Annotated in this window: 17 protein-coding genes; 4 read left to right on the top strand and 13 right to left on the bottom strand. The window is 60.1% G+C overall.

What is annotated here, in order from left to right; all coding sequences use genetic code 11:
* Position 1: 1 nt before the first annotated feature.
* The 3 genes from aroB to BN2664_RS05575 all read right to left on the bottom strand — a co-directional run bounded on the left by aroB (position 2) and on the right by BN2664_RS05575 (position 2992).
* On the bottom strand, positions 2-1141 hold the full coding sequence (aroB, locus tag BN2664_RS05565) for a 3-dehydroquinate synthase (protein WP_007001186.1): 1140 nt from the start codon (positions 1139-1141) through the stop codon (positions 2-4).
* Between the two features lie 275 nt (positions 1142-1416).
* On the bottom strand, positions 1417-2163 hold the full coding sequence (locus tag BN2664_RS05570) for a TrmH family RNA methyltransferase (RefSeq protein WP_007001185.1): 747 nt from the start codon (positions 2161-2163) through the stop codon (positions 1417-1419).
* A 64-nt stretch (positions 2164-2227) separates the two neighbouring features.
* Positions 2228-2992, bottom strand: a complete 765-nt coding sequence (locus tag BN2664_RS05575) for an SDR family NAD(P)-dependent oxidoreductase (RefSeq protein WP_007001184.1) — start codon at positions 2990-2992, stop codon at positions 2228-2230.
* Positions 2993-3506: 514 nt separating this feature from the next.
* On the opposite strand from BN2664_RS05575, the gene BN2664_RS05580 reads away from it, so the two are divergent.
* Positions 3507-4376: an exodeoxyribonuclease III gene (locus BN2664_RS05580; RefSeq protein WP_007001182.1), complete on the top strand. Its 870-nt coding sequence runs from the start codon at positions 3507-3509 to the stop codon at positions 4374-4376.
* Between the two features lie 30 nt (positions 4377-4406).
* On the opposite strand, the gene BN2664_RS05585 is transcribed toward BN2664_RS05580, so the two are convergent.
* From BN2664_RS05585 to BN2664_RS05610, 6 genes are all read right to left on the bottom strand, one after another.
* Positions 4407-5180, bottom strand: a complete 774-nt coding sequence (locus BN2664_RS05585; protein WP_007001181.1) for an HAD-IIA family hydrolase — start codon at positions 5178-5180, stop codon at positions 4407-4409.
* Between the two features lie 85 nt (positions 5181-5265).
* Positions 5266-6624 carry an L-serine ammonia-lyase gene (locus tag BN2664_RS05590; protein WP_269431466.1) on the bottom strand — a complete coding sequence of 453 codons (1359 nt, stop codon included), beginning with the start codon at positions 6622-6624 and terminating at the stop codon, positions 5266-5268.
* A gap of 4 nt (positions 6625-6628) precedes the next feature.
* On the bottom strand, positions 6629-7900 hold the full coding sequence (gene serS / locus BN2664_RS05595; protein WP_007001179.1) for a serine--tRNA ligase: 1272 nt from the start codon (positions 7898-7900) through the stop codon (positions 6629-6631).
* A 120-nt stretch (positions 7901-8020) separates the two neighbouring features.
* Complete coding sequence (locus BN2664_RS05600; RefSeq protein ID WP_007001178.1) at positions 8021-8719, bottom strand: helix-turn-helix transcriptional regulator; 699 nt, start codon at positions 8717-8719, stop codon at positions 8021-8023.
* A 127-nt stretch (positions 8720-8846) separates the two neighbouring features.
* The gene (locus BN2664_RS05605) at positions 8847-10199 is read right to left on the bottom strand and encodes a D-serine ammonia-lyase (RefSeq protein ID WP_007001177.1); all 1353 of its coding nucleotides are present in this window, start codon (positions 10197-10199) and stop codon (positions 8847-8849) included.
* An 88-nt stretch (positions 10200-10287) separates the two neighbouring features.
* Positions 10288-11730, bottom strand: a complete 1443-nt coding sequence (locus tag BN2664_RS05610; RefSeq protein ID WP_007001176.1) for a GntT/GntP/DsdX family permease — start codon at positions 11728-11730, stop codon at positions 10288-10290.
* A 353-nt stretch (positions 11731-12083) separates the two neighbouring features.
* Here BN2664_RS05610 and BN2664_RS05615 point away from each other — a divergent pair, with 353 nt between their 5' ends.
* The 3 genes from BN2664_RS05615 to BN2664_RS05625 all read left to right on the top strand — a co-directional run bounded on the left by BN2664_RS05615 (position 12084) and on the right by BN2664_RS05625 (position 15117).
* The gene (locus tag BN2664_RS05615) at positions 12084-12995 is read left to right on the top strand and encodes a serine hydrolase domain-containing protein (RefSeq protein WP_007001175.1); all 912 of its coding nucleotides are present in this window, start codon (positions 12084-12086) and stop codon (positions 12993-12995) included.
* A 197-nt stretch (positions 12996-13192) separates the two neighbouring features.
* A complete protein-coding gene (locus BN2664_RS05620; protein ID WP_007001174.1) occupies positions 13193-14062 on the top strand; it encodes an ABC transporter permease in 870 nt (289 codons plus the stop codon).
* A gap of 356 nt (positions 14063-14418) precedes the next feature.
* A complete protein-coding gene (locus tag BN2664_RS05625) occupies positions 14419-15117 on the top strand; it encodes a response regulator transcription factor (RefSeq protein WP_007001173.1) in 699 nt (232 codons plus the stop codon).
* Positions 15118-15246: 129 nt separating this feature from the next.
* On the opposite strand, the gene BN2664_RS05630 is transcribed toward BN2664_RS05625, so the two are convergent.
* The 4 genes from BN2664_RS05630 to clpB form a co-directional block, all read right to left on the bottom strand.
* Positions 15247-16332: a 2,3-butanediol dehydrogenase gene (locus BN2664_RS05630; RefSeq protein ID WP_231723449.1), complete on the bottom strand. Its 1086-nt coding sequence runs from the start codon at positions 16330-16332 to the stop codon at positions 15247-15249.
* Positions 16333-16534: 202 nt separating this feature from the next.
* Positions 16535-17440 (bottom strand): hypothetical protein, encoded by a 906-nt coding sequence (locus BN2664_RS05635; protein WP_007001171.1) that lies wholly within the window; start codon positions 17438-17440, stop codon positions 16535-16537.
* Between the two features lie 240 nt (positions 17441-17680).
* Positions 17681-19258, bottom strand: coding sequence for an amidase (locus tag BN2664_RS05640; RefSeq protein ID WP_007001170.1), 1578 nt, complete (start codon positions 19256-19258; stop codon positions 17681-17683).
* A 139-nt stretch (positions 19259-19397) separates the two neighbouring features.
* On the bottom strand, positions 19398-22163 hold the full coding sequence (gene clpB, locus BN2664_RS05645) for an ATP-dependent chaperone ClpB (RefSeq protein WP_007001169.1): 2766 nt from the start codon (positions 22161-22163) through the stop codon (positions 19398-19400).
* Between the last annotated feature and the right edge of the window lie 255 nt (positions 22164-22418).

Consider the following 22418-nt stretch of genomic DNA (forward strand, 5'->3'; position numbering starts at 1 on the left):
TTTACCCAAGCTGTTCGCTCAAGAACGCCTCAATTTGCGCGGCGGAAACCGCGCGGGAATACGAACCTTGCGCGAAAAGACGCAAGGCTCCGATTCCGTCTTGGAAAACAAATCTGATCTGGCCGCCCGCCGCCTTTTTATCGTGTTTCATGGCAGCCATAATCGCCTGGACGCTCACCCCATCCGGGATCTGGGTGGGCAACCCAATCGCCGCTAGCAACCGCTCCAGACGGAGTTGGTCAGCGGCCGAAATATATCCGAAACCCACGCCCAGGCGCGCCTGCAAGTTCAATCCCACCGCCACGCACTCCCCGTGCGCCCACCGATAGTTGAGCGCGGCCTCCAGGGCTCGGCCAATGGTGTGGCCCAAATTGAGGCCCATGCGGCGGTTACCTTCATGCACATCGGACTGCACGAAATCCTGTTTGATCTGAGCATTTCGCCGCGCGGTGTATTCGGCAAGATCGGCGTCGCGCACAAATTCTTCCGGGCCCATTCCCCGATTTACAAAGGCATCTTCCAGGCGCGCGAAGAAATCCGCGTCGGCAATGCAAGCGTGCTTGACGGTTTCAGCCATTCCGTCGCAAATCTTCGGAGCATCGAGGCTGGCCCAGGTGGCGATATCGATAAGCACGGCCCGCGGTTGGTGGAAAGCGCCAATCAGATTTGTGGCCGCGGGGGTGTCGACGGCGGTTTTCCCGCCGATCGCCGCATCTGCCGCCCCCACCAGGGTGGTGGAGTAGCTGACGTAGGGAATGCCGCGGGTGAAGGTAGCCGCGATGAAGCCCGCCAGATCGGTGACGACGCCGCCGCCCACCGCCACAATAACGCTGTCGCGATTGAAGCCAGCGGCAATCATTGCGTCTTCCAGCTGCTCCTTGGTGGCACGGGTCTTGTTTTCCTCTCCGGCGGAGAAAACAAAAATCTCTGCACCGCGCCCCGAGTTACGAAGCATCTGCCTGATTGCCCCGGCCTTGAGGCGCGCCACATTGGAATCGGTAATAATGGCAACTCGGCGAGCGGCAAGCTCTGGACCGGCGAGGATTTGCCCGAGCTCATCTTCCAGATCGCGCCCAATAACCAGCGGATACGATTCATCCACCACGCGCTTGAGGTCAATGCTCATGCGGGTTACGGTCACGGTTCCTCCCTGCGAACTGGTACGTGGCGGCCGCGCTGACCGCCGCGGTTTCCTCAATGCTCGAGTTTCCCTCAATCATCGAACTAGTGAACCGGCTGAGTGCCGGTACCGGCACGTGTTCACCGGCGCTTATCTGCCGATCCTACCCTGGTTAATTCCCCTCAGGCCGCCGCGCTCCCCTCAGACCTGATCTGAAGAATTCACGGAGAAGGCCCGCCTAGCTATCCCAGCGAACCGGCGCGTTCGCGGCGCCAGAAAGCTACTACGGCCTAGCACTATTCGCCCGGGAAACCGGGATCGAGGTGCTGCAAGGCCCAGGTGTGCATGGCAATAGCGGCCGCCGCCGCCACGTTCATGGAGCGGGTTGAGCCGTACTGCACAATTTCCACCGCCCGCGGGCAACGCCCGAGCAAATCCGCGGAAATTCCGCTCGATTCCTGGCCAAACACCAACACGCACTTTTCCGGAAGCTCGGTGGTTTCAATCGGGGTGGCACCCTCCTGATTGTCGATTGCCACTAGCTCATAGCCATTTTCTTGAGCCCACTCTTCCAGGCCCGCCGGCTCCGCGTGATAGTACATATTCAGGTATCGATCGGTCACCAGGGCGCCGCGCTTATTCCACTTGTGGCGGCCCACAATATGCACACCAGCGGCGTTGAAAGCGTTTGCGCTACGCACGATCGACCCAATATTGAGGTCGTGCTGAAGATTCTCAATGGCGATATGCAGGGGCGAACGATGCGTATCAAGTTCGGCTTTAATCGCCTCTACCGTCCAGTAGCGATAACGGTCGACGACGTTGCGGTGGTCTCCGTTGGCCAAAAGCTCTGGATCGAGGCGCGGATCATCGGGCCAGGGCAGCGGGTGCGGCCCTACACCCACCGTGCGCTTTTCACCATAGGGCGAGCCTCCACTTGCCGGAAGCACTCCTTCCGGCAAGGCCTCGGAATCAGATGGGCTGGCGTTATCTGCCACCGGCCGCGCTACGGCGTCGTCGTTCACTACCTTTTTGGAATCCACCTCACCACCCTAAGCTACTCGTGCGCCTTTGACCCGCTCGAGCCGGGTGGCGTTCGCCGCGTGGCTAGCGCCCAGAAAGCGAGGGGCCCGCGACCTTGCGCACCAACCACCGCGGGGCCACCCGGGCCACCCCAACCAACATTTTGTAAAGCCAGCCTGGAGTCACGAGCACCCGCCCGCGCCGGCAGGCCTCAATTGCGGCTTGGGCAACCTGCTCGGCCGGTACAAAGGCAATCTCCGGCCACTGGCTCGCATCAACCTCGGAGCGGCGATGGAAATCCGTGTGGATCAAGCCCGGCGTCACCGCCGTCACCGATACCCCGTGCGGTGTAAGCTCGGTGGCCAGGCCCTCGCTAAACGTGCGCACCCAGGCCTTATGCGCCGAATAGGTTCCCTGGGCGGTCACGGAAGTCATGGACGAAACGTTGATAATTCCCCCGTAGCCGCGCCGGCGAAATTCTGCCGCCGCGTAATGGCAGGTAATCATCACCGCGCGCACCATAACGTTGAGCGCGTTCTCCTCTTTTTCGAGCTCGCCCTCGGAAAACTCCTGCCCGAGCCCAAAACCGGCGTTATTTACCAGCAAACCAATGGGCTTCTCGGTATCCGCTACCCGCTGGCCGACCTTAATCGCGTCCTCGCGCTTCGACAGGTCCGCCGCAAGTACCTCCACTTTTACGGCCGCCACCTGGCGGATTTCCTCCGCGATCTTTTCCAGTGTCTCCGCCCCGCGCGCAACCAGCACGAGGTCGTTGCGTTCGGCGGCAAGTTGCCACGCAAATTCGAGGCCTAACCCGGAGCTAGCGCCGGTAATAAGTGCAGTTCCCATAGAGACAGAATACCTAGCTGAGAGCTTTTTGCCGGGCTTGCCCGGGGCGGGCGAGCTAGCCCAGCTTCCGGGGCTGGCGGGCCCGCAGGGCAACCATAGAAGCCGCCGTAGCCGCCAGCCTTAGCCGTTGCGCGAGCATGCTCCACATCCATTGTTATCGCCTCTAGGGCCTGGCACGACTCCGCCCGCTTTTCTTCCGCGCTCTTACCGCATCCGACAACAGACACTGAGAGCAAGGCAGCTAGCACCATTGCAAAGATTCTTTTCCCACGCATAACAAAAACCTCCTGCGTGTGTTGCACCATCTCACCCGGTTGCGATTGTGTTTATTAAACCGCATGAGGTGGGTTTTGGGGAGGGTCTCCCCGCAGGTTCGTGAGCCGTCTTTGGCAAGTTCTTTATCCGTGTATCGCGTGGGCGCGAATTCGCGTTCTTCGAAAACGGATCACCGGCCGGGCCGCAAGCTAATACCAAGAGCAGAAGAGCTAATGGCGAAAGCAGATAGAATGGCCGGGTGCGTATCGCAACCTGGAATATCAACTCAATTCGCGCCCGCGCCGAGCGGGCACTGGGCGTTCTGGACCGCTGGGATCTAGACGTTTTGCTCCTGCAAGAAACCAAGTGCAAGCCGGAGCAGTTCCCCGCCGAGCCATTCGAGGCCGCGGGTTACCAGGTAGCGGCCGCCGGCCTGAACCAGTGGAACGGGGTGGCGATTATTTCGCGCATCGGGCTAGACAACGTGGAAATTGGTTTTCCCGGCCAGCCCGGTTTCGCGAAGGAGGACGGCGCCGGCGCGCTACTTAGCGAGCCGGTTGTGGAGGCGCGCGCGATTCGAGCCCGGGTTGGCACCGGGTCGCGCGGAATCGACGTCTGGAGCCTTTACATCCCCAACGGGCGTTCCTACAACGATCCGCATTTCAGGTACAAGCTGGAGTTCCTGCGCAGGCTTCGCGCCGCGGTCGGCGAACAGCTTGCCGCTGATCCCGCCCGCCGAATCCTGCTTGCCGGGGACTGGAACGTCGCGCCCGAAGATACCGACGTGTGGGATATTGATTTCTTCCGCAATGACGTGGGCATGTACGTGACCGACGAAGAGCGAGCGGTGTTCAATGCCTTTGGAAAACCCGGAACCGGCACGGAGGGCGATTTCGCCGGCCCCGCGCTCACCGAGCTCACGCGCGGTGCGGACGGGGCCGACTATACGTTCTGGGATTACCAGCGCCTACGTTTCCCGAAAAATCACGGAATGCGCATCGATTTCGGGTGGGCTAGCCCGGAGCTCGCCGATCTCTTCGCCGCGGCTCACATCGACCGCGATGAGCGCAAGGGTAAGGGTGCTTCCGATCACGTACCGGTGATTATGGAGTTCGATGCCGAAGCCTAGCGCCGCCGTATTCCGGCTTAGCTACCGCTTCTAGAGAAGGCCAACCACCTCGGCGATCGACTCATGGATGTACTCGGGGCGGAACGGAAAGGTGCCCATGTCCTCCCGGCTCGACGAACCACTCAAAACGAGGTGAGTTTGTAGCCCTGCTTCCATGCCGCACAGAATATCCGTATCCATTCGGTCACCCACCAGCGCGGTTTCTTCCGAATGGGCACCGATTCTGTTCAGGCCATTGCGCAACATGATTGGGTTCGGCTTCCCCACGTAGTAAGGTTGGCGTCCGGTGGCGGCGGTAATCATGGCGGCCACCGCTCCGGTAGCGGGAATCGGGCCGTGCTCGGAGGGGCCGGTCACGTCCGGATTCGTGGCTATAAAACGCGCACCGCGGTCAATCAGGCGGATTGCGGTGGTCAGTGCCTCAATCGAATACGTGCGAGTTTCGCCTAGCACTACCACTTCGGGATTCACGTTCGTCATAACGAACCCGGCGTTATACATCGCCGTCGTGAGCCCCGCTTCACCCACCACGTAAGCACGTTTGTTTTCCACCTGCTGAGCGAGGAAAATCGCGGTCGCGGATGCTGACGTCCAGATATTTTCCTCCGGAACCTCCAAACCCGCGGCCTGCAGACGCGCGGAGAGATCGCGGCGGGTGAAGATCGAATTGTTCGTGAGGACGAGGTAGGGATATTCCTTCTCCTGCAGGGTGGTGAGGAACTCCGCCGCGCCAGGGAGTGCGACCTCCTCGTGAATGAGGACGCCGTCCATGTCAGTGAGCCAATTCTTGATTTCACGTGTCATGGTTTAACCATACGCAAGGCAGGCGGCGAAGAGGTTTTAATTCTTGACGACGGCGTGCTTAGCTACGCCGGAACGAATAACGAATCTAGGCGCAAGGCACGTTGCGAGCCAGCCCGCCGAGCGATGTTTCGCGATAGTTCAGGTGCATATCCTTACCGGTTTCGTACATCGTCTCGATTACCTCATCGAGCCCTACCTTCGGATCCGTATCGCGCAGCATAGCGAGGGCGGCCGCATTGACGGCCTTCACCGCCCCCATGGCGTTACGCTCGATGCACGGGACTTGAACCTGGCCGTTCACCGGATCGCAGGTAAGACCAAGGTTATGCTCCATGCCGATTTCTGCGGCACTGCACACCTGCAACGGCGTCGCTCCCCGTAACTCCGCGTAGGCGCCGGCCGCCATCGAGGAGGCGACCCCCACTTCACCCTGGCAACCTACCTCGGCCGCGGAAAGCGACGCGTTCATTTTATAAAGCGCGCCGATGACCGCCGCGGTAAGGAAGAACCGGCCGCGAGTCTCTTCATCGCTGGGACCGAAGAATTCGTCGTAATAGGCCATGACCGCCGGGCACACCCCGCAGGCGCCATTGGTCGGTGAGGTCACCACGCGCCCACCCGCGGCGTTCTCTTCATTCACCGCCATGGCGTACATATTCAGCCAAGACATGGCGATGAGCGGATCGTCTGTATTGCGTTGAGGCAAAATGCGTTGCGCGAGTGCTTTTGCCCGGCGCGGAACCTGGAGCGGGCCGGGAAGCACGCCGTCGGTGGTAATGCCGCGGTCAATGTCCTCCCGCATCACCTCCCAGATGCGGCGCAGGTGCCCGCGCACCTCGTCCTCGCTTCGCGCCGCAACCTCATTGCGCCACTGCATCTCAGAAATAGAGATCCCGTCGCGCTCGCAGTATGCCAGCACATCTTTCGCGTTGCGATAGGGATAGGGAACCGAGACCGTATCCTCGGAAACGACGCCAAGATGCTCGGCGTCGACGATGAACCCACCACCAATGGAATAGAAGGTGTTGGCATAGAGCTCTTCCGTGCCAGCGTAGGCGGTGATTCTCATGCCGTTTTCGTGGAGCGGAAGCATTTCCGCGTTGAAGCGAATAGCCTCCTCCGGGAAATCGACTTCCCTCCGTCCGCTCAGCGACAGTCGGCCGGTCGCGCGCACGCGCGCGAGGAATGCCGGAATACCGTCGATATCCACGGTATCCGGTATTTTCCCGGCCAGTCCGAGCGTCACCGCGACGTCGGTGTTGTGCCCGCGTCCGGTTGCCGAGAGCGAACCGTACAGGTCGACGACGACGCTCGTCGCCACCTCGAGCAATCCTTGGTTCTCTAATTCATCGACAAACTGCTTCCCGATTTTCATCGGGCCGAGGGTATGCGAGCTGGAGGGCCCGATACCGATTTTGAACATGTCTACGACGCTGACAAACAAATTTCTACCGAATCGGCTCGATTACTTCCATTCCGCCCATGTAGGGTCGCAAAGCTTCGGGAATGTACAGGCTCCCGTCTTTCTGCTGATGGTTTTCGAACATCGCCACCAACCAGCGGGTGGTGGCGAGCGTGCCATTGAGGGTGGCAACCTGACGATTGCCCTGCTCCGTCCTCTCGCGGATATTGAGGCGCCGCGCCTGGTAGGTGGTGCAGTTGGAGGTGGAGGTGACTTCCATATAGCGATTCTGGGTGGGCAACCACGCTTCGCAATCGAACTTCTGCGCGGCGGAGGAGCCCAGGTCACCGGCCGCAATATTGAGTACGTGGATGGGAAGCTCCACCTTGGCGAGCATTTCCTTTTCCATCGCCAGCAGGCGCTGGTGCTCCGCCTCGGCATCCTCCTGCTTGCAGAAGACGAACATTTCGACTTTGTTGAACTGGTGAACGCGAATGATTCCGCGCGTATCCTTGCCGTACGATCCCGCTTCACGACGGTAGCAGGCCGAGAATCCGGAGTAGCGAATTGGGCCGGCGCTCAGATCCAGGATTTCATCCTTGTGGTAGCCCGCCAGCGCCACTTCCGAGGTACCCACCAGGTACTGATCATCGGCATTGAGGTAATAGATCTCATCCGAATGCTCGCCCAGGAAGCCGGTACCGGCCATAATGTCCGGGTTGACGATCGTCGGCGTATTCATGAGGACGTACCCGCGCTCACGCGCCTGATCCATCGCCATATTGAACAGTGCCCACTCGAGCCGCGCGCCCACGCCCTTCATGTAGTAGAAGCGCGAACCGGAAACCTTGGCGCCGCGTTCCATATCGACGGCGTCGAACCTCTCTGCAACGTCCAGGTGATCTTTCGGCTCAAAACCCTCGGCCGCGAAATCACGCGGAGTGCCGATCACCTCGATCTCTTCGGATTTTGATTCGTCGCCCGCCGGTACGCCGTCGAGAACAACATTTTCAATCACCGCATTGGCGCGCTTAGCCGCCTCTTCTGCCTCCGCGGCGACCGCTTCGAGCTCTTTCACGCGGTCGGAAAGCTGCTTGGCTTCGGCAATAATCGCCGGGCGTTCTTCCTTGGACGCCTTAGAGATGGAGCGGGACACCTCGTTCTGCCTACCGCGCGCGGTCTCAAATTCCGCGAGCGCCGAGCGCCGCTCCACGTCTGCTTCCAGTAGAGCGTCTACCGTGGCGGGGTCGTTACCTCGCTTGAGTTGCGACTGACGAATTAACTCCGGATTTTCCCGAACGAGCCGAATATCAAGCATGTCTCTCCTTGGCACTTTCGCGCTATTGCGGGTGAACCCGCCGTTTTCCACTTCGTATACTCTAGCGCGTTCGGTGCTTCTTCCCGCCTCAAAAGCACAAAATCACTGCTATCTGTTCTATTAGGCGCGCACCTGGCGAAGATAACGGTAAATTGAGGGTTCGGAAATCTGCAACGCTCCGGCCAAATCCGCGACAGCTCCCTTCAACTGGAAGAATCCACCATCATCGAGGAGCTTGACCACCGCGAGCCTGTCCTCCGCCGAATAGTGATCGACGGTGACCGGCCGGGTTGCCAGAGCCGTTCGAATGGCACCACTCGTGATATCCGCGATTGAGGTCGAGAGCGTTTCCGAGCCTTCGGTCGCCTGAAGTTTGGTAGGGCCATCTTCGCCCGCGAAAAATGCTTCGGCAATTTCGCCGGTGAGTTTTTCGAGGGACTTAAGAAGGGTTTGGTCAGCATTTATGCAAAGCATCCCAACAATGCGAGACTCGCGGCGGATGAAATAGGTGGCCGAGCGCAGATGCGAAGCCCCCGTGGAACTGAGCGCGGAATACCCGGTTACGTAGGGCCGCTGATCTGCTTTCCCGGCGCGTAGTACCCGTAGCATGAGGTCGGTGGCAGGAGACCCCACTTTACGGCCAGATACGTGGCTGTTTGCGATGGCGACCACCGACGCATCCAAGTCTGCAACGTCGTGTAGTACCACTTCCGTGGTAGGGCCGAGGGCCGCACCTAGAAAATCCACCAGGGGTGCAAAACGCGCCACGTATTGAGAATCGGTGAGTGACTCCACCTTAGATGCGGCAACCGCGGCCATGGTTTTTCCTCCCTCCACGCCCGGCTACGTAGCGAGGCGCCATTTAGCCGAACGCCAATCTTTCGTTGATGCGGGCGGGCGGTAAGGCTCGCCTACCACCCGCCCGCGTGAGCGTCTTCAGGCGCTCTTACATGTAGGATTCACCTTTCGCTATGTATGAATCCATTTCTTCAGCGGGAACCATATTTCCACCGGTTACCCATCCCAGGTGAATGGCGTTCGCCAAGCGCTCATCGGTCAGGCCGGTGCGCTCGCGGTACTCGCGCGCGGATTCTCCCAGCAGATGCGCCGGGCCGGCGAATGCCGTAGCCGACGAAGGCTCGATCCGCAAATCCTCGCTACCGGCGAGCAGCGCCACCAAGCGATACATTTCGGGATCTTCGACCGTGTAGTAGCCGTCAATCAGGTATTGCATGTGACGCCCGACAAAAGCAGACGGGCGACCGCAAGCCAGACCGTCCGCGGCGGTCACGTTATCAATTCCGAAATCTTGTACCGCGAGGGCATCGTGCTCGCCAGTCATCACCCCCAGCATCATCGAGGGGCAGTGCGTGGGTTCGGCGAAAATACAGCGCACGTTATCGCCAAACACGGACTTCAGACCGAAAGCCACGCCGCCGGGACCACCGCCGACGCCGCAGGGCAGGTACGCGATGAGGGGATGATCGGCGTCAATTCGTACGTCGTAGGCCTGGAATTGCCCGGCCAGCCGCGCCCCGGAAACCGCGTAGCCGAGGAACAGCGAGGTGGAATTCTCGTCGTCCACAAAATACATGGTGGGATCCGACTCAGACTGCTTGCGCCCCTCAGCAACCGCCACCGAATAGTCGGATTCGTATTCAACCACGGTCACGCCGTGGGAACGAAGCTTATCCTTCTTCCACTGGCGTGCATCCGCGGACATGTGCACGAAGGCTTGGAAGCCCAGTTGCGCGCTCATGATTCCAATCGAAAGGCCGAGATTTCCGGTGGAGCCTACCGCCACCTTGTAGCCGCTAAAGAGTTCTCGCGCCTGGGCAGAATCGAGCTTCCGGTAATCGTCCTCGAGGGTGATCAGACCCGCTTCGAGAGCGATTTCCTCCGCGTGCTTGAGAACCTCATACACCCCACCACGAGCCTTAATTGACCCTGAAATCGGTAGGTGGGAATCGAGCTTTGCCCACAGCTGTCCGGGAATCTCAATTCCAAAATGGGATTGCAGTTTTTCCTGGAAGTTAGGCACACAGACCACAGGCGATTCAAGAATTCCCGCCGTACGCTGGGCGTCGGGGAATACCTGCGCGAGGTAGGGCGCCCATCGCTTGAGCCGGTCGCGCGCATCCTCGATGTCCGCCCGGGTCAGACCAACGTGTTTGATTCCCTCTTCTGCCGGTTTAACCTGCGGATTGAACCAGTCGGTCTTCTCGTTCTTCATAAGCGTGTCGATCTTGGGGAATTCCTTTACCCACTGCGAAATGTCTTTTCCGAGGACTTCGGTCATGTCAATTACTCCTTCGTATATCTGAGCTACTTATTTACTGCACGGGCTAGGCGCCCGGTTACCTGAAAACGGACGAGGGAAGAATGTTCTAAATGAAGATGTGCACGACAAGCACACACACCAGTGCCACCAGCGAGGCAATGGTGGTTCCCACCGTGAGAGTCTTCAGCGCGGTGCCCACCTCGATTCCCATGTATTCCTTGTAAAGCCAGAACAGGGAGTCGGTCACGTGCGTAAGACCCATTGCGCCCGCACCGACGGCGAGAACCAGGATGGCCGGGTTCAGGTCAGGATTAGCTGCCAGCATCGGCAATACAATGCCCGCCGCGGAAATCATGGCAACGGTCGCCGACCCCACGGCGAAATGGAGTACCAGGGCGATAAGCCACGCGATAATAATCGGACTCACCGGCAGGCCGCCGAGAGCATCGGCTAGCGCGGGAGCTACACCCGATTCCATGAGAACCGCGTTGAAAGCACCGCCGGCACCAATAATGAGGAGCACACCGCCAATCGGAGCGAAGCTGGAATCCGTAATTGATGACAGCTTCTCCAACCGCACGCCGCGCCGCAAACCGAGTGACCAGTACGCGAAAACCACCGACAGGAGTAGTGCAACAATCGGGTGCCCCACGAGCTCGAAAACTTGCCGCACGCCGTTACCGTCCGCCAGCACCGCGTCCGCGATGGTCTTGGCGACCATGAGAAGAAGGGGAAGCAGAATGGTAAAGAGTGTGATTCCGAAGCCGGGCAAGTTCTTCCCGTCATCGTCACTACCCGTCGCCGCCTCGCTCGATTCGGACGCGGTTACGGCGCTGAACGCCACCGATGCGTCGCCACCGCCCACGCGACCAGAAACACCTTCCTTGACGGTCGCGGCGTTAACTTCGGCCTTGGCTTCGTGATGCGCCATGCGCCGATCCGCAAAACGCATGAAGAGCGGACCACCGATCAGAGACGTCGGGATAGCGACCAGAAGACCAAGAATAATGACCTGACCAATATCCGCTCCCAAGGTGTTGGAAATTGCGGTAGCGGCTGGGTGAGGCGGAATGAGGCAGTGTACACACATAAGCGAAACGATCAGCGGGACGCCGATTCGCAAGCGACTCATTCCCGCTTCGCGAGCCACCACGAAGACGAGCGGTACCAGTAGAACAAAACCAACTTCAACGAAGACCGGAATGCCAGCGATCAAGCCCAGAAGCGACATCACGATCGGAGCGCGCTTCTGGCCGAAAACGTTGAGCATGGAGGTTGCCAACCGTTCGGCACCTCCCGAGACCTCGAGCATTTTGCCGAGCACCGCACCGAAGCCGATGATCAGCACCAGGAAGCCGAGGGTTCCGCCAACACCGTCTTCCAGAAGCTGGCCAATATCGCCGAGCCCCACTCCGGTAACAAGCGCAACCGCAATGGCGGCAATAGTCAGCGCCAGTGAACCGTGCATCTTTAGCGCAACAATCAGTATGACAATAAGCAGGATAGCGGCGATAAGCACCGTAACCAGCCCCGCGGTTGAGGTGACCATAGAATCTCCCTAACGAGTGGAACGTCTTTGTTTCTTCAAGCACACTCGTGGCCGTCTGCGCGTGGTTAGCTCGTCTCACGGCCCCCAAGAAGCTCTCGATAATACTTTATTATCGTGACGATAATTTTTCTAGCCCCTGGCGAGAGTGATTTTGTTCAGGTTCCATCCCGCCCCGGTTACCGCCCACACGAACCCTCGCCACACGGTTACCGTTACCTGCTCGCGCCTATAGAAGCCGCGACGAAGGGAGCAGAGCGCGGAAGGCCGGCGAGGAAAGCGAAGCACGGAAGAGCGGCGAACGTGGCAAACCACGGAAGGCCGGCGAACTCCGCAAAGCGTGGAAGAATAAACCCATGGCAATGAAGCGGCTGGAATCAGATTCTCTTTCATTTACGCACTCCATCGCGGTGGTGGCTGCCGACGGACAAATGACGTATCGCGATAACGACACCGCTCTGGTGTGGCCACTTGCCTCGGTGACGAAGCCGCTTGCCGCCTGGGGCGTGCTGGTAGCTATTGAGCGGGGGTTGGTCGACCTCGATGATCGCGTCGAACCATTTGACGTGACGGTTTGCGCACTTCTCGCCCACGCTTCGGGGCTTCCGGTCGACGGGCAGTTCCGACGCCGCATCGACGGCGCCATTCGAACCACTGGCTACGTGCATGGGCAAAGATCCGATATGGGGCGGACCTGGGGCCCGGACTCGGATGAGCCTATTACTCCCCCACGCTATCAACCCTATGAACGCCGCATCTACTCAAACTACGGCTATGAGGTTCTGGCCAGATTCGTTGAACGTCGCGTGAAAATGCCGATTGGCGCCTGGACGGAAAGCCAGGTATTCCGCCCGCTCGGCATGGTTTCCTCCACACTTCCTGGCTCACCCGCCCACGGCGCTTTTTCCAATGTGCAAGACCTGCGCCTCTTCGTGCGCGAACTCATGAATCCGCGCCTTATCTCTCCGGATCTAGCCGCCTACGCCCAATCCGTTCAGTACAGCGGATTGCCAGGGATTCTTCCCGGTTACGGCATGCAGAAGAATAATGCCTGGGGCCTGGGAGTAGAGATTCGCGACTCGAAGCAACCACACTGGCTCGCGGAAGGATTCTCGCCGCGTACTTTCGGACATTTCGGCATCTCGGGTTCGTTTATCTGGGTGGATCCAGATTTGGGCAAAGCCGGGATTTTCCTGGGCGACCACAAGTTTGGGCGCGAACACTCCCACGCCTGGCCGGCGATCACCGCGGAGATGCGAACGAAGTAGGGCGCCGTTTTGGGGCCGTGATAAGCAGAGTAAAAATCGATGACAGGTGTCACGGCAAAGAAATGACGCGCGAGACTTCGCCGGTTTCCCTTCTTCTTCAAGAATGAGTAGTGCCAGAGAAGGTAGCGAGCGCGTAGCGAGGACACATTGGCGAGAGCCGCGAAACGTCTAAGCCACGTTCTTGAAAGGAACCAACCATGTCCGAGTCCATCACCTCCGTCAAACCAGAAGACCCCACCCCCACGCTCACCTCGCCACGCGAGGTAAAAGGATTCAGCCCCTCCAGCACCCCGCGGCCAGGCCAGGGTTACTGGGCTATGGTGAGCGGCCAATTCCCAAGCACCGTGCTCTACCCGGGCATGACGGCATTTTCCATTGGCCTACCCATCATCATGTACTTCATGTTCGGTACCTTCCAGAACTACTCAACCGAAATCATGGGTCGCGGAAATGTAGCCGCCATGGTGATGTTCCAGTTAGGTAGCTGGGGTGCGTTCCTCGCTGCGGCATCGATGGGCGCCGCCGTCGGCATTGAAAGGACAGCCGGGTGGACCCGACAACTATCCCTCACGCCGGCGACGTCGCTCACCTACTTCGCCGTCAAAGTCACCCTCGCGGTCTGCAGCGCCGCGCTCTCCATCGTGGTTCTCCTCGCCGTGGGCGCGATCTTCAATGCCCGGGCCGAGTGGTGGGTGTGGATCGCCGTCCCGCTGACTACTCTCGCCTGCTGCATCGTGCCGGCAATTATGGGCTTGGCAATTGGGTACATGGTGAGGTCGGACGCCGCCTACGGAATTATCGGCGGTGGTTCCGCCATCCTCGGATTCCTCTCCGGCACCTTTATGCAGGTGGAATCCATGCCGAAATTCTTCCAGACCATCGCCCCTTACACGCCGCTTTACGGCATGACGCACCTATCTTCTTATCCCCTCTACAACGAAATGAGCCCTGTTTCCGGCCTGATGGATACCGACTTCAACTGGGGTTGGGTGGTGAGCAGCGCGGTTTGGGCGATTATCTCCGCCATCGCCGCCCTCTGGCGCATCCGCCGCTCTCGCAACCGCTGATCTGGGCACTCTCAGCGAACAGGCCAACGAGGCCATTGCCCACACGATCCGCGAGGCGGCGGCAAATATTGTTCACCACTCGACGGCGCGGCGGGTGAGGTTGACCTTCTTCCCGGGTGGCGTTTCCATCGAGGACGACGGACGTACCCGCCGCTCGCCGTCGGCACTCGCCGTGAATCAGCAAAGGGCCGGCACCGGCTTGGAATCGCTGGCGAATCGCGTACGTGCGGCGGGCGGGCAACTCGCCCATGGCCGCACCGCGAACGGCTGGCGGGTGGAGGCCAGCGGTTTCCCTGAGAACCGGGAAAGGCCCACGTCCACTAAAAACAGATTAGTAATCTCGCGGAGGTGGGGACATGGAAATTCGCATTCTCGTCGTTGACGATCAAGCGCTTATCCGCGGCGCTCTGGCGATGATGCTGGATCTGGAAAGCGGAATCGAAGTGGTGGGCCAAGCCGCGGACGGCCTAGAAGCGTTGAAAACGTTGGAAAATCTAGCGTCGGCGGCAGTAGCGGCGGACTCAACGGCGTCCGGTGCGGGCGCAACAGCAGCTACCGCTGACAATTCGGCTACTCAGGCGGATCCTCCCGTGGATGTGATTCTGGCGGATATTGAGATGCCGAACTTGGACGGAATTGCTCTGACGGAAAAGATCCACGCCACCTACCCGAATATCCGAGTGCTCGTGGTTACCACTTTTGGGCGACCGGGGTATCTGCGCCGCGCACTGGAGGCGGGAGCCGCGGGATTCATTGTGAAAGATTCGCCAGCCAAATCTTTGGTGGACGCGATCCGCAAAGTGGCCGATGGGCGGCTGGTCATCGACCCCGAGCTGGCGGCAGAATCTCTAGCCGCCGGGAATGATCCCCTGACCGACCGCGAGCGCGATGCCCTGCGCGAGGTCGAGCGCGGAGGGACCGCGGCTCAAATTGCCGAACGTTTGCATCTTTCGCCCGGAACTGTGCGCAATCACCTCTCGGCGGCAATCCAGAAAACCGGCACCGGTTCGCGGGTGGAGGCAGCGCGGCTGGCTCGAAATAACGGCTGGCTGTAGCCGGCCAGGACTCGCCACCGCGCCCGCTCTGGCAACCGCCCGCTCTGGCAACCGCCCGCAAAAGTACGGCAAAACCCCGGCCCGCGCCGAAAATGGCGCAGAGCCGGGGTTTTCGTTAGCTAGCTATCGCTAGTTTTCGCCTTCGCCCTTGGTGGAGACCAGGATCTTTACCTGATCCTCATTGTGGTGAATGAGGGTCTCGAAGCCCTTCTCTACAAGATCTTCCACATTGATCTTGCCAGTGATGAACGGCTTGAGATCAATCTTTCCGGAGGCAACCATTTCAATCGTCTTCGGGTGGGTGTTCACATAAGCAATAACACCGCGAACATCGATTTCCTTCATAACCACCGAGTGCATGTCGATTTCGGGGCGATGACCCCAGATCGACATATTCACCAGGATGCCGCGCGGGCCGAGGGCTCCGATCAGCTGGTTGAGCACGACGTCGACGGAGGTGCACTCGAAGGCAAGATCTGCACCCTTGCCGTCCGTGAGCTTCTTCGTCTCTTCGACGATGTCTACCTCGTTCGGATCCCAGGCGTAGTCCACATGTGCTCCCTCAAGAGCCATCTCGCGGCGCTTGGGGGAAAGCTCGGAAACGGCAACCGTGCAACCCTGCGCCTTAAGCACCGCCGCACATAGCACGCCGATCGGGCCGGCGCCACCGACTACCGCGAACTGGCCCTTCTTCGCCTCGCCACGATCAACCACTCCGTGCACCGCTACCGACAGCGGCTCAATGAGCGCGGCCTGGTCGAGCGGGATCGAATCCGGGATCTTGTGGATCCAGCGTTCCTTGACGACGATGTTCTCCGCGAGACCGCCGCCGCCTCCGCCAAGGCCGATGAAGTTCATATCCTTCGACAGGTGGTATGTGGTGGATTCCGGACCGGTGTCCACCTCGTCGTAAATCAAGTAGGGCTCAACCACTACGTGATCGCCGGGCTTGACGCTTTCGACACCCTCGCCCACTTCAGCCACGACACCGGACATCTCGTGTCCGAGCGTGACCGGGGATTCTTCTCCGGAAATCGGATGCGGGCTACCCTGCGGAGGGCAGAAGATAGGACCGTCGAGATATTCGTGTAGGTCCGTGCCGCAAATGCCGCACCAGGCCACATCCACGCGAACGGTTCCCGGCTTTAGCTCCTGTGGTTCGATATCTTCGATGCGAATATCGTGATTACCGTAGTAACGCGCTGCTTTCATCATCTTCCTTTTCTATTGCGTTGCGGCGGCATCCTTGCCCGCCAGCTAGCAAGCAAAATACTAAGCCCACTACCAGGCCATTAGCCCTATTTTTCGCTCTTCGATAACAAACACGAAACTTCAACTACCCAGCTAGTTGCCACAGGTTCGCGCGCTAGGTTCCACAGCAAAGCTCAGCCCGCACCTCAGCGCATAGATGTTTTACTTAGTAGTAGAGCAAGTAGTCAGGGGCGTTCGCGAAGGTGAGAGGTATATCCTTGCCATCCACATGCAATACCGCGTTGCGTTGCACCATCGACCCATTGCTTACCACCATTTCTGAGGTGATCGAGCCGGATGCTTTGTCGTACTCGAAATTGTCGTCGTAGCCCTTCACCAGGACTTTGTCGTTATAGAGCCTCACCCCACCGGAAATCGGCTCCATTTTTGAGTAAGAAACCGGACCATCATAGGGCGGCATACCGGCGATAATTCCGCCCGCACGCTGTTCGCTCCCACGCTGCATAAGCGACATGCTCTTCGCAACGTTCCTATTCGCATCGTAGAAGACCAGCATGTCCTCGCTAAACGAAGGAACCGCTGCCCGCACCAAGACTGCCGTTACCGGAGTGTTTTCGATATTCGTGCGCGTCCACACCTCAATTCGGCATCGCGATTCTGGATAGCGAGGATCATCGCTGATGTAAAGATCAGCGCCCGCCGGCTTAGAAAACTGCATATTCGTATTGATCCCGGGGGAATGGGTCTCGATATCCCGGCAAAGATCAGGTACCTGGATTGGCCCAGCCATGAGCTCACTCATAGTGAGAGCGGGTTTCGCCAGGCCATTTTCGCGGCCGATAGGAGCGGAGGACGGCTGCGACGTCGTCGGCGAAACGCTTCCGCTCGGGGAGGACTCACCTTCCTCTCCTTCATTCGCCGACTCCGCGGCTCCCTCGCTTGGCAACTGCGAGGCCGCCGGGGAAGAAGGCGTAGCGCCGGCTCCCGCGTCACTTCGCGCCGGCGAAATCACAAAGAACCAGACCAAGATCGCCGCGGCAATCAAAAGACAACTTCCCGCAACCACGTACATCGCGCTGTTTTTACGATCCTGCGCACCATTTCCAGCCATTCGAAGCGCTCCCTTCTCGCGTCCCTCGGCCGACACTCAATTATTACCAGACCCCTCCGACACAAAAATTGAGCATCAGACAAGAGCTTGCGCTCCTGCCCGATGCTCAATCCCTTCCCGCAAAATTTACTTCCGCATGCGGCGCCTTTCTCTCCTACTGGCGATCGACGGCAGGCGTGCTACCCCTGGGGACGGATGATCAGCCCGTCCACAATGCTCCGCGTTCCTCCGTCCATTGCGTTACCCCTGCGGACGGGTAATCAACGGCCAGGGATCTGCAATTTCGAGCACCCTGGCGATGCGGAGCAGTAGCGCTTCTTGGCCCGGCATCACCGCGCCAAAATGCACCCCGAAGGGCAGCTCAATCAGGTCGGCGTCGTCGTCGCGCGCCTCGACGCCCGCGGGAAGCACGCCGTCGGAATCGCTTTCCGCTCGGAACTCCCCCCGGCGGATCGGCTCGCGATGGAGCGGCACGGAAATCGCCGCGGGGCCGAAAATGTTCCACGAACTCGTCCAGGGCGTGTACTCGCACTGGCGCTCGAAATCGCGCGCGGGATCGTCGAGGAGCTCCATCCACCCCGGCTCGACCACCGGCTTGCCGAGCGACGGGGTGAGGATAACGTCGAAGTTCTTGAAGGCTTCGCCCAGCTGGCGCGCCACTTTTTGAACGCCAGCCTCCGCCGCCATGTAGTCCGCGACGCCGATGCTCTTGCCCGATTCGTGGAGCCAGCGGGTGAGCGGTTTGAGGTCGCCCAGGCGCTCCGGGGGGATCGGTATCGACGCCGCACCTCCCTGCCACACCGGCATGAACGTGGCCCATTCATTGGGGCCGATGGGGCGCGGAACGGGCTGTGTGACGGCGCCGAATTGGCGAAGAATCCCGACGGCGCGGTCCACCGCGTTCAAACAGCCCGGATGAATATTCGTATCAACGTTGAGTGGTTCGGTGAGGATGCCGACGCGCAGGCCCTCCAGGACGCGCGGACCCGGCTCCGACTCGGCGCGCAAGATCTGCAGATACGAGTATTCACGCGGGTAGGGGAAGTCATCGCCGGGGCGCACGCGGGCGATCACATCGAGGCCCGCCGCCACGTCCGCTACCGTGCGGGCGAGGATTCCGTCCGTTGCCAGGCCAACTCCGGCGTTTCCGAACGGCCCGGGCGAGACGAGGCCGCGAGTGGGTTTGAAGCCGATAATTCCGCACGACGCCGCGGGAATACGGCAGGATCCTCCGCCGTCATTACCGTGTGCAATAGGCACAACCCCGCTGGCGACGGCGGCTGCCGCGCCGCCACTTGATCCACCGGCGGTGCGCCGCAAATCCCAGGGTGTGCGCGCCGGCGTCTTGCCCGCCGGTTCGGTATAGGCGGGAAATGCAAACTCGGGGACGTTGGTTTTGCCGATCGTGACGGTGCCCGCATCGAGAATATCCTGTGCCACGCCGTCGGTATGGTCGGCGATATTGCCGGCCATAATCGGGCTTCCAAATTCGAGCGGGAGGCCTTCAACGGCGGTGACGTCCTTAATGGGGAATGGAACCCCGAGGAGCGGGCGAGCATCTGGGCCAGCTTCGCGAGGGTTTTGCGCTGAAGCGCGCGTGGAGAGTTCCGCCCGGGCCGCCTCCGCCTGGCGCAGTGAAAGCTCTTCCGCATAGAAAGCAAAAGCCCCCACGGTTGCGCCCGGCCCGTGGGCGCGATCCAAGACCCTCTCGGTGTGCTCCACCGGATCGATCCGACCCACCTTCATCTGCTCTGCCAGCTCCAGTGCTGACATATCGAGCGGATCTTTATTCCCGGGTTCAAACGCGCTTTCGATCATGCATTGAGCTTACCCGGCGTCGGCATGTAAAAGAGGGGCTGGGTTGCGTTGCAACCCAGCCCCTCGGTCCGCTTAGGTAGCAGCCGGAGCACTTATGTAGCGGCCAGCCGCTGAGATAGCGAACGCCCTACCCCTCTGATTAGGCTTCGGTTTCCTCGCCGGCCGGAGCAGTTGACCCACCGTCGACTTCCTGGCCGTCCGGACCCTCATCGATAACCGATACGCCGATTTTATCTGGCTTCACTGCGGTAACGCTCAAGCCGTGCTTACGCTGGCCGCCAGAGCCCGCGGTGCTCGAGTTGTCACTGGCTCCTTCGCTCGCGCCCGGTTCGGGCAGATCCACGCGCACGGTATCGCCGTCTTCCACGTGGCCGGCCAGGATCTCACGCGCCAGCTGATCGCCAATTTCGCGTTGGATGAGGCGGCGTAGCGGGCGGGCACCGTATGCCGGATCGTAGCCGTCGAGCGTAAGGTACTCGCGCGCGGCCGGCGTGACATCCAGGTGAATTCGACGCTCAGCCAGGCGCCGCTCGAGTTGCGAAACTTGCAGATCCACGATCTGGCCAATTTGCTCCATCGAGAGCGGACGGAAGATCACGATATCGTCCAGACGATTAAGGAACTCGGGCTTGAAGTGCCCGCGCACCTCCGCCATCACTGCGTCGTCTTTCTGCTCGTCCGCCAGAGCCGGATTGGCTAGCGCTGCCGACCCAAGGTTGGAGGTCATAACCAGAATCGTATTGCGGAAGTCCACCGTGCGGCCTTGCCCGTCGGTGAGGCGTCCGTCGTCGAGCACCTGCAACAACACATCGAAGACGTCCGGGTGAGCCTTCTCCACCTCGTCGAGCAGGATCACCGAATACGGGCGCCGCCGCACAGCCTCCGTGAGCTGGCCACCCTCCTCGTAACCGACGTACCCCGGAGGCGAGCCAATCAGCCGGGAAACCGTGTGCTTTTCGGCGTACTCAGACATATCGATGCGAACCATCGCGCGCTCATCGTCAAATAGGAACTCCGCGAGAGCCTTCGCCAGTTCGGTTTTTCCAACGCCGGTGGGGCCAAGGAACATGAAGGACCCATCGGGCCGATTCGGATCCGCGACCCCCGCCCGCGAGCGGCGAACGGCGTCCGAAACGGTACGCACGGCCTGCTCTTGGCCAATAAGGCGCCTACCGATTTCCTCTTCCAGGTGGAGGAGCTTCTCGGTTTCACCCTGCAGGAGCTTGCCTACCGGTACGCCGGTCCACGCACCCACAACTTCCGCGATTTCCTCCGCGTCCACGCGCTCGGCCACCATGGGTTCATTCGAGCCCGCGGTTCCCGAGCTTGCGCCGGCACGCTCGGCTTCTTCAGCTTCTTCAATCTCGCGTTGCACGCGCGGGATATCGCTGTTTTGGAGCCGGCCCGCGTCCTCAAACCGGCCATCACGGATTGCTAGTTCCAGCTGGGTGCGCAAATCATCGAGTTCCACGCGCAAATCGCCGACCCGGTTACGCCCCGCCTTTTCCGCTTCCCAACGTCCATTGAGCGAGGCAAGTTCCTCACGCTTATCGGCCAGCTCGCCGCGAATTTCCTCCAATCGCTCCAAAGTGGCCGCGTCAGGATCTTCCATATCGGCGAGGTACGACTCCTCCATCGTCAAGCGGTCCACCTGGCGTTGCAGAGTATCGATTTCCTCGGGGGACGAATCGAGTTCCATACGCAGGCGCGAAGCGGCTTCATCAATAAGGTCAATCGCCTTGTCCGGTAGCTGGCGGCCGCTGATGTAGCGGTCCGATAGCTGGGCAGCTGCAACCAGTGCGCCGTCCGTAATCGTGACCTTGTGGTGCGCCTCGTACTTCGGGGCGATGCCGCGCAAAATCGTCACGGTATCTTCCACCGAGGGCTCCCCCACATAGACCTGCTGGAAGCGCCGTTCGAGCGCGGGATCCGTCTCCACATGTTCGCGGTACTCGTCCAAGGTGGTGGCGCCAATCAGGCGCAGTTCGCCGCGGGCCAGCATCGGCTTAAGCATATTGCCCGCGTCCATCGCGCCTTCCGAACCACCTCCGGCACCCACAATGGTGTGGATTTCGTCGATGAACGTGACGATCTCGCCGTTCGCATCCTTGATTTCATTGAGCACGGCCTTAAAGCGCTCCTCGAATTCGCCGCGATACTTTGCGCCCGCAACCATCGATGCCACATCGAGCTGTACGAGGCGCTTGCCGCGAAGCGACTCGGGGACGTCTCCATCCACCATGCGCTGGGCTAGGCCTTCCACGATCGCAGTCTTTCCTACGCCAGGTTCGCCGATAAGCACCGGGTTATTCTTTGTGCGCCGAGAGAGCACCTGGATCACGCGGCGAATCTCCGAATCGCGGCCCACCACCGGATCCATCTTTCCTTCACGCGCGGTTTGCGTCAGGTCCTGCCCGTACTTTTCCAGGGCTTTAAACGTTCCCTCGGGGTCAGGCGAATCTACGTGCGCCGAGCCGCGGACGGTAGGGAGCGCAGCCGAAAGTGCCTCGTGCGTAGCACCCTCGTGTTGCAAAATCTCCCCCGCCTGCGATTGTGACTGGGCGATGGCAAGAAGCAGGTGCTCGGAAGATATATACGAATCACCAAGCGCGGTGGCTTCCTGGCCGGCCTGGGTCAAAACTTGCGCAAGCGTGCGCGCGGCTTGCGGGCTTTGCACCGATGATCCGCTCGTGGCCGGGAGCGCCGAGCGCGCACCATTTACGCGATTACTAATTTTTGCGCGGTTAGCCCCCACCGCTTCGAGTAGAGCCACCGCCACTCCGCCGTCTTGCGTAAGCAGAGCCGAAAGCAAATGAAGCGGCTCCACCTGCGGATTGCCCGCTTCCGTCGCCAGACGCACCGCTTCCGCGAGCGCCTCCTGCGACTTCGTTGTGTACTTGTCCATAAAATCTCCTTCACAAGCCGGCCGCATCGAGGTGGCCGACCCTTTTGTATCCGCTCTATGAACGCCACTCAGGTTGAGTCTATTCCGCTCAAGTTTTTTGAGTTGGGCCACGGCTACTTCCACTCTGTACGCAGGGACGAAATGGCACCCAAGACATTGGACTATGGCTACTTCTCCTCCGCATCTAGGAGCGGAGCACACCCAAGACTCTTGCATTCCCTCAAACCTGGTCCGGTGCACGGCCTCCCACCATGA

The sequence above is a fragment of the Actinobaculum massiliense genome (assembly GCF_001457435.1).
GTDB lineage: Bacteria > Actinomycetota > Actinomycetes > Actinomycetales > Actinomycetaceae > Actinobaculum > Actinobaculum massiliense.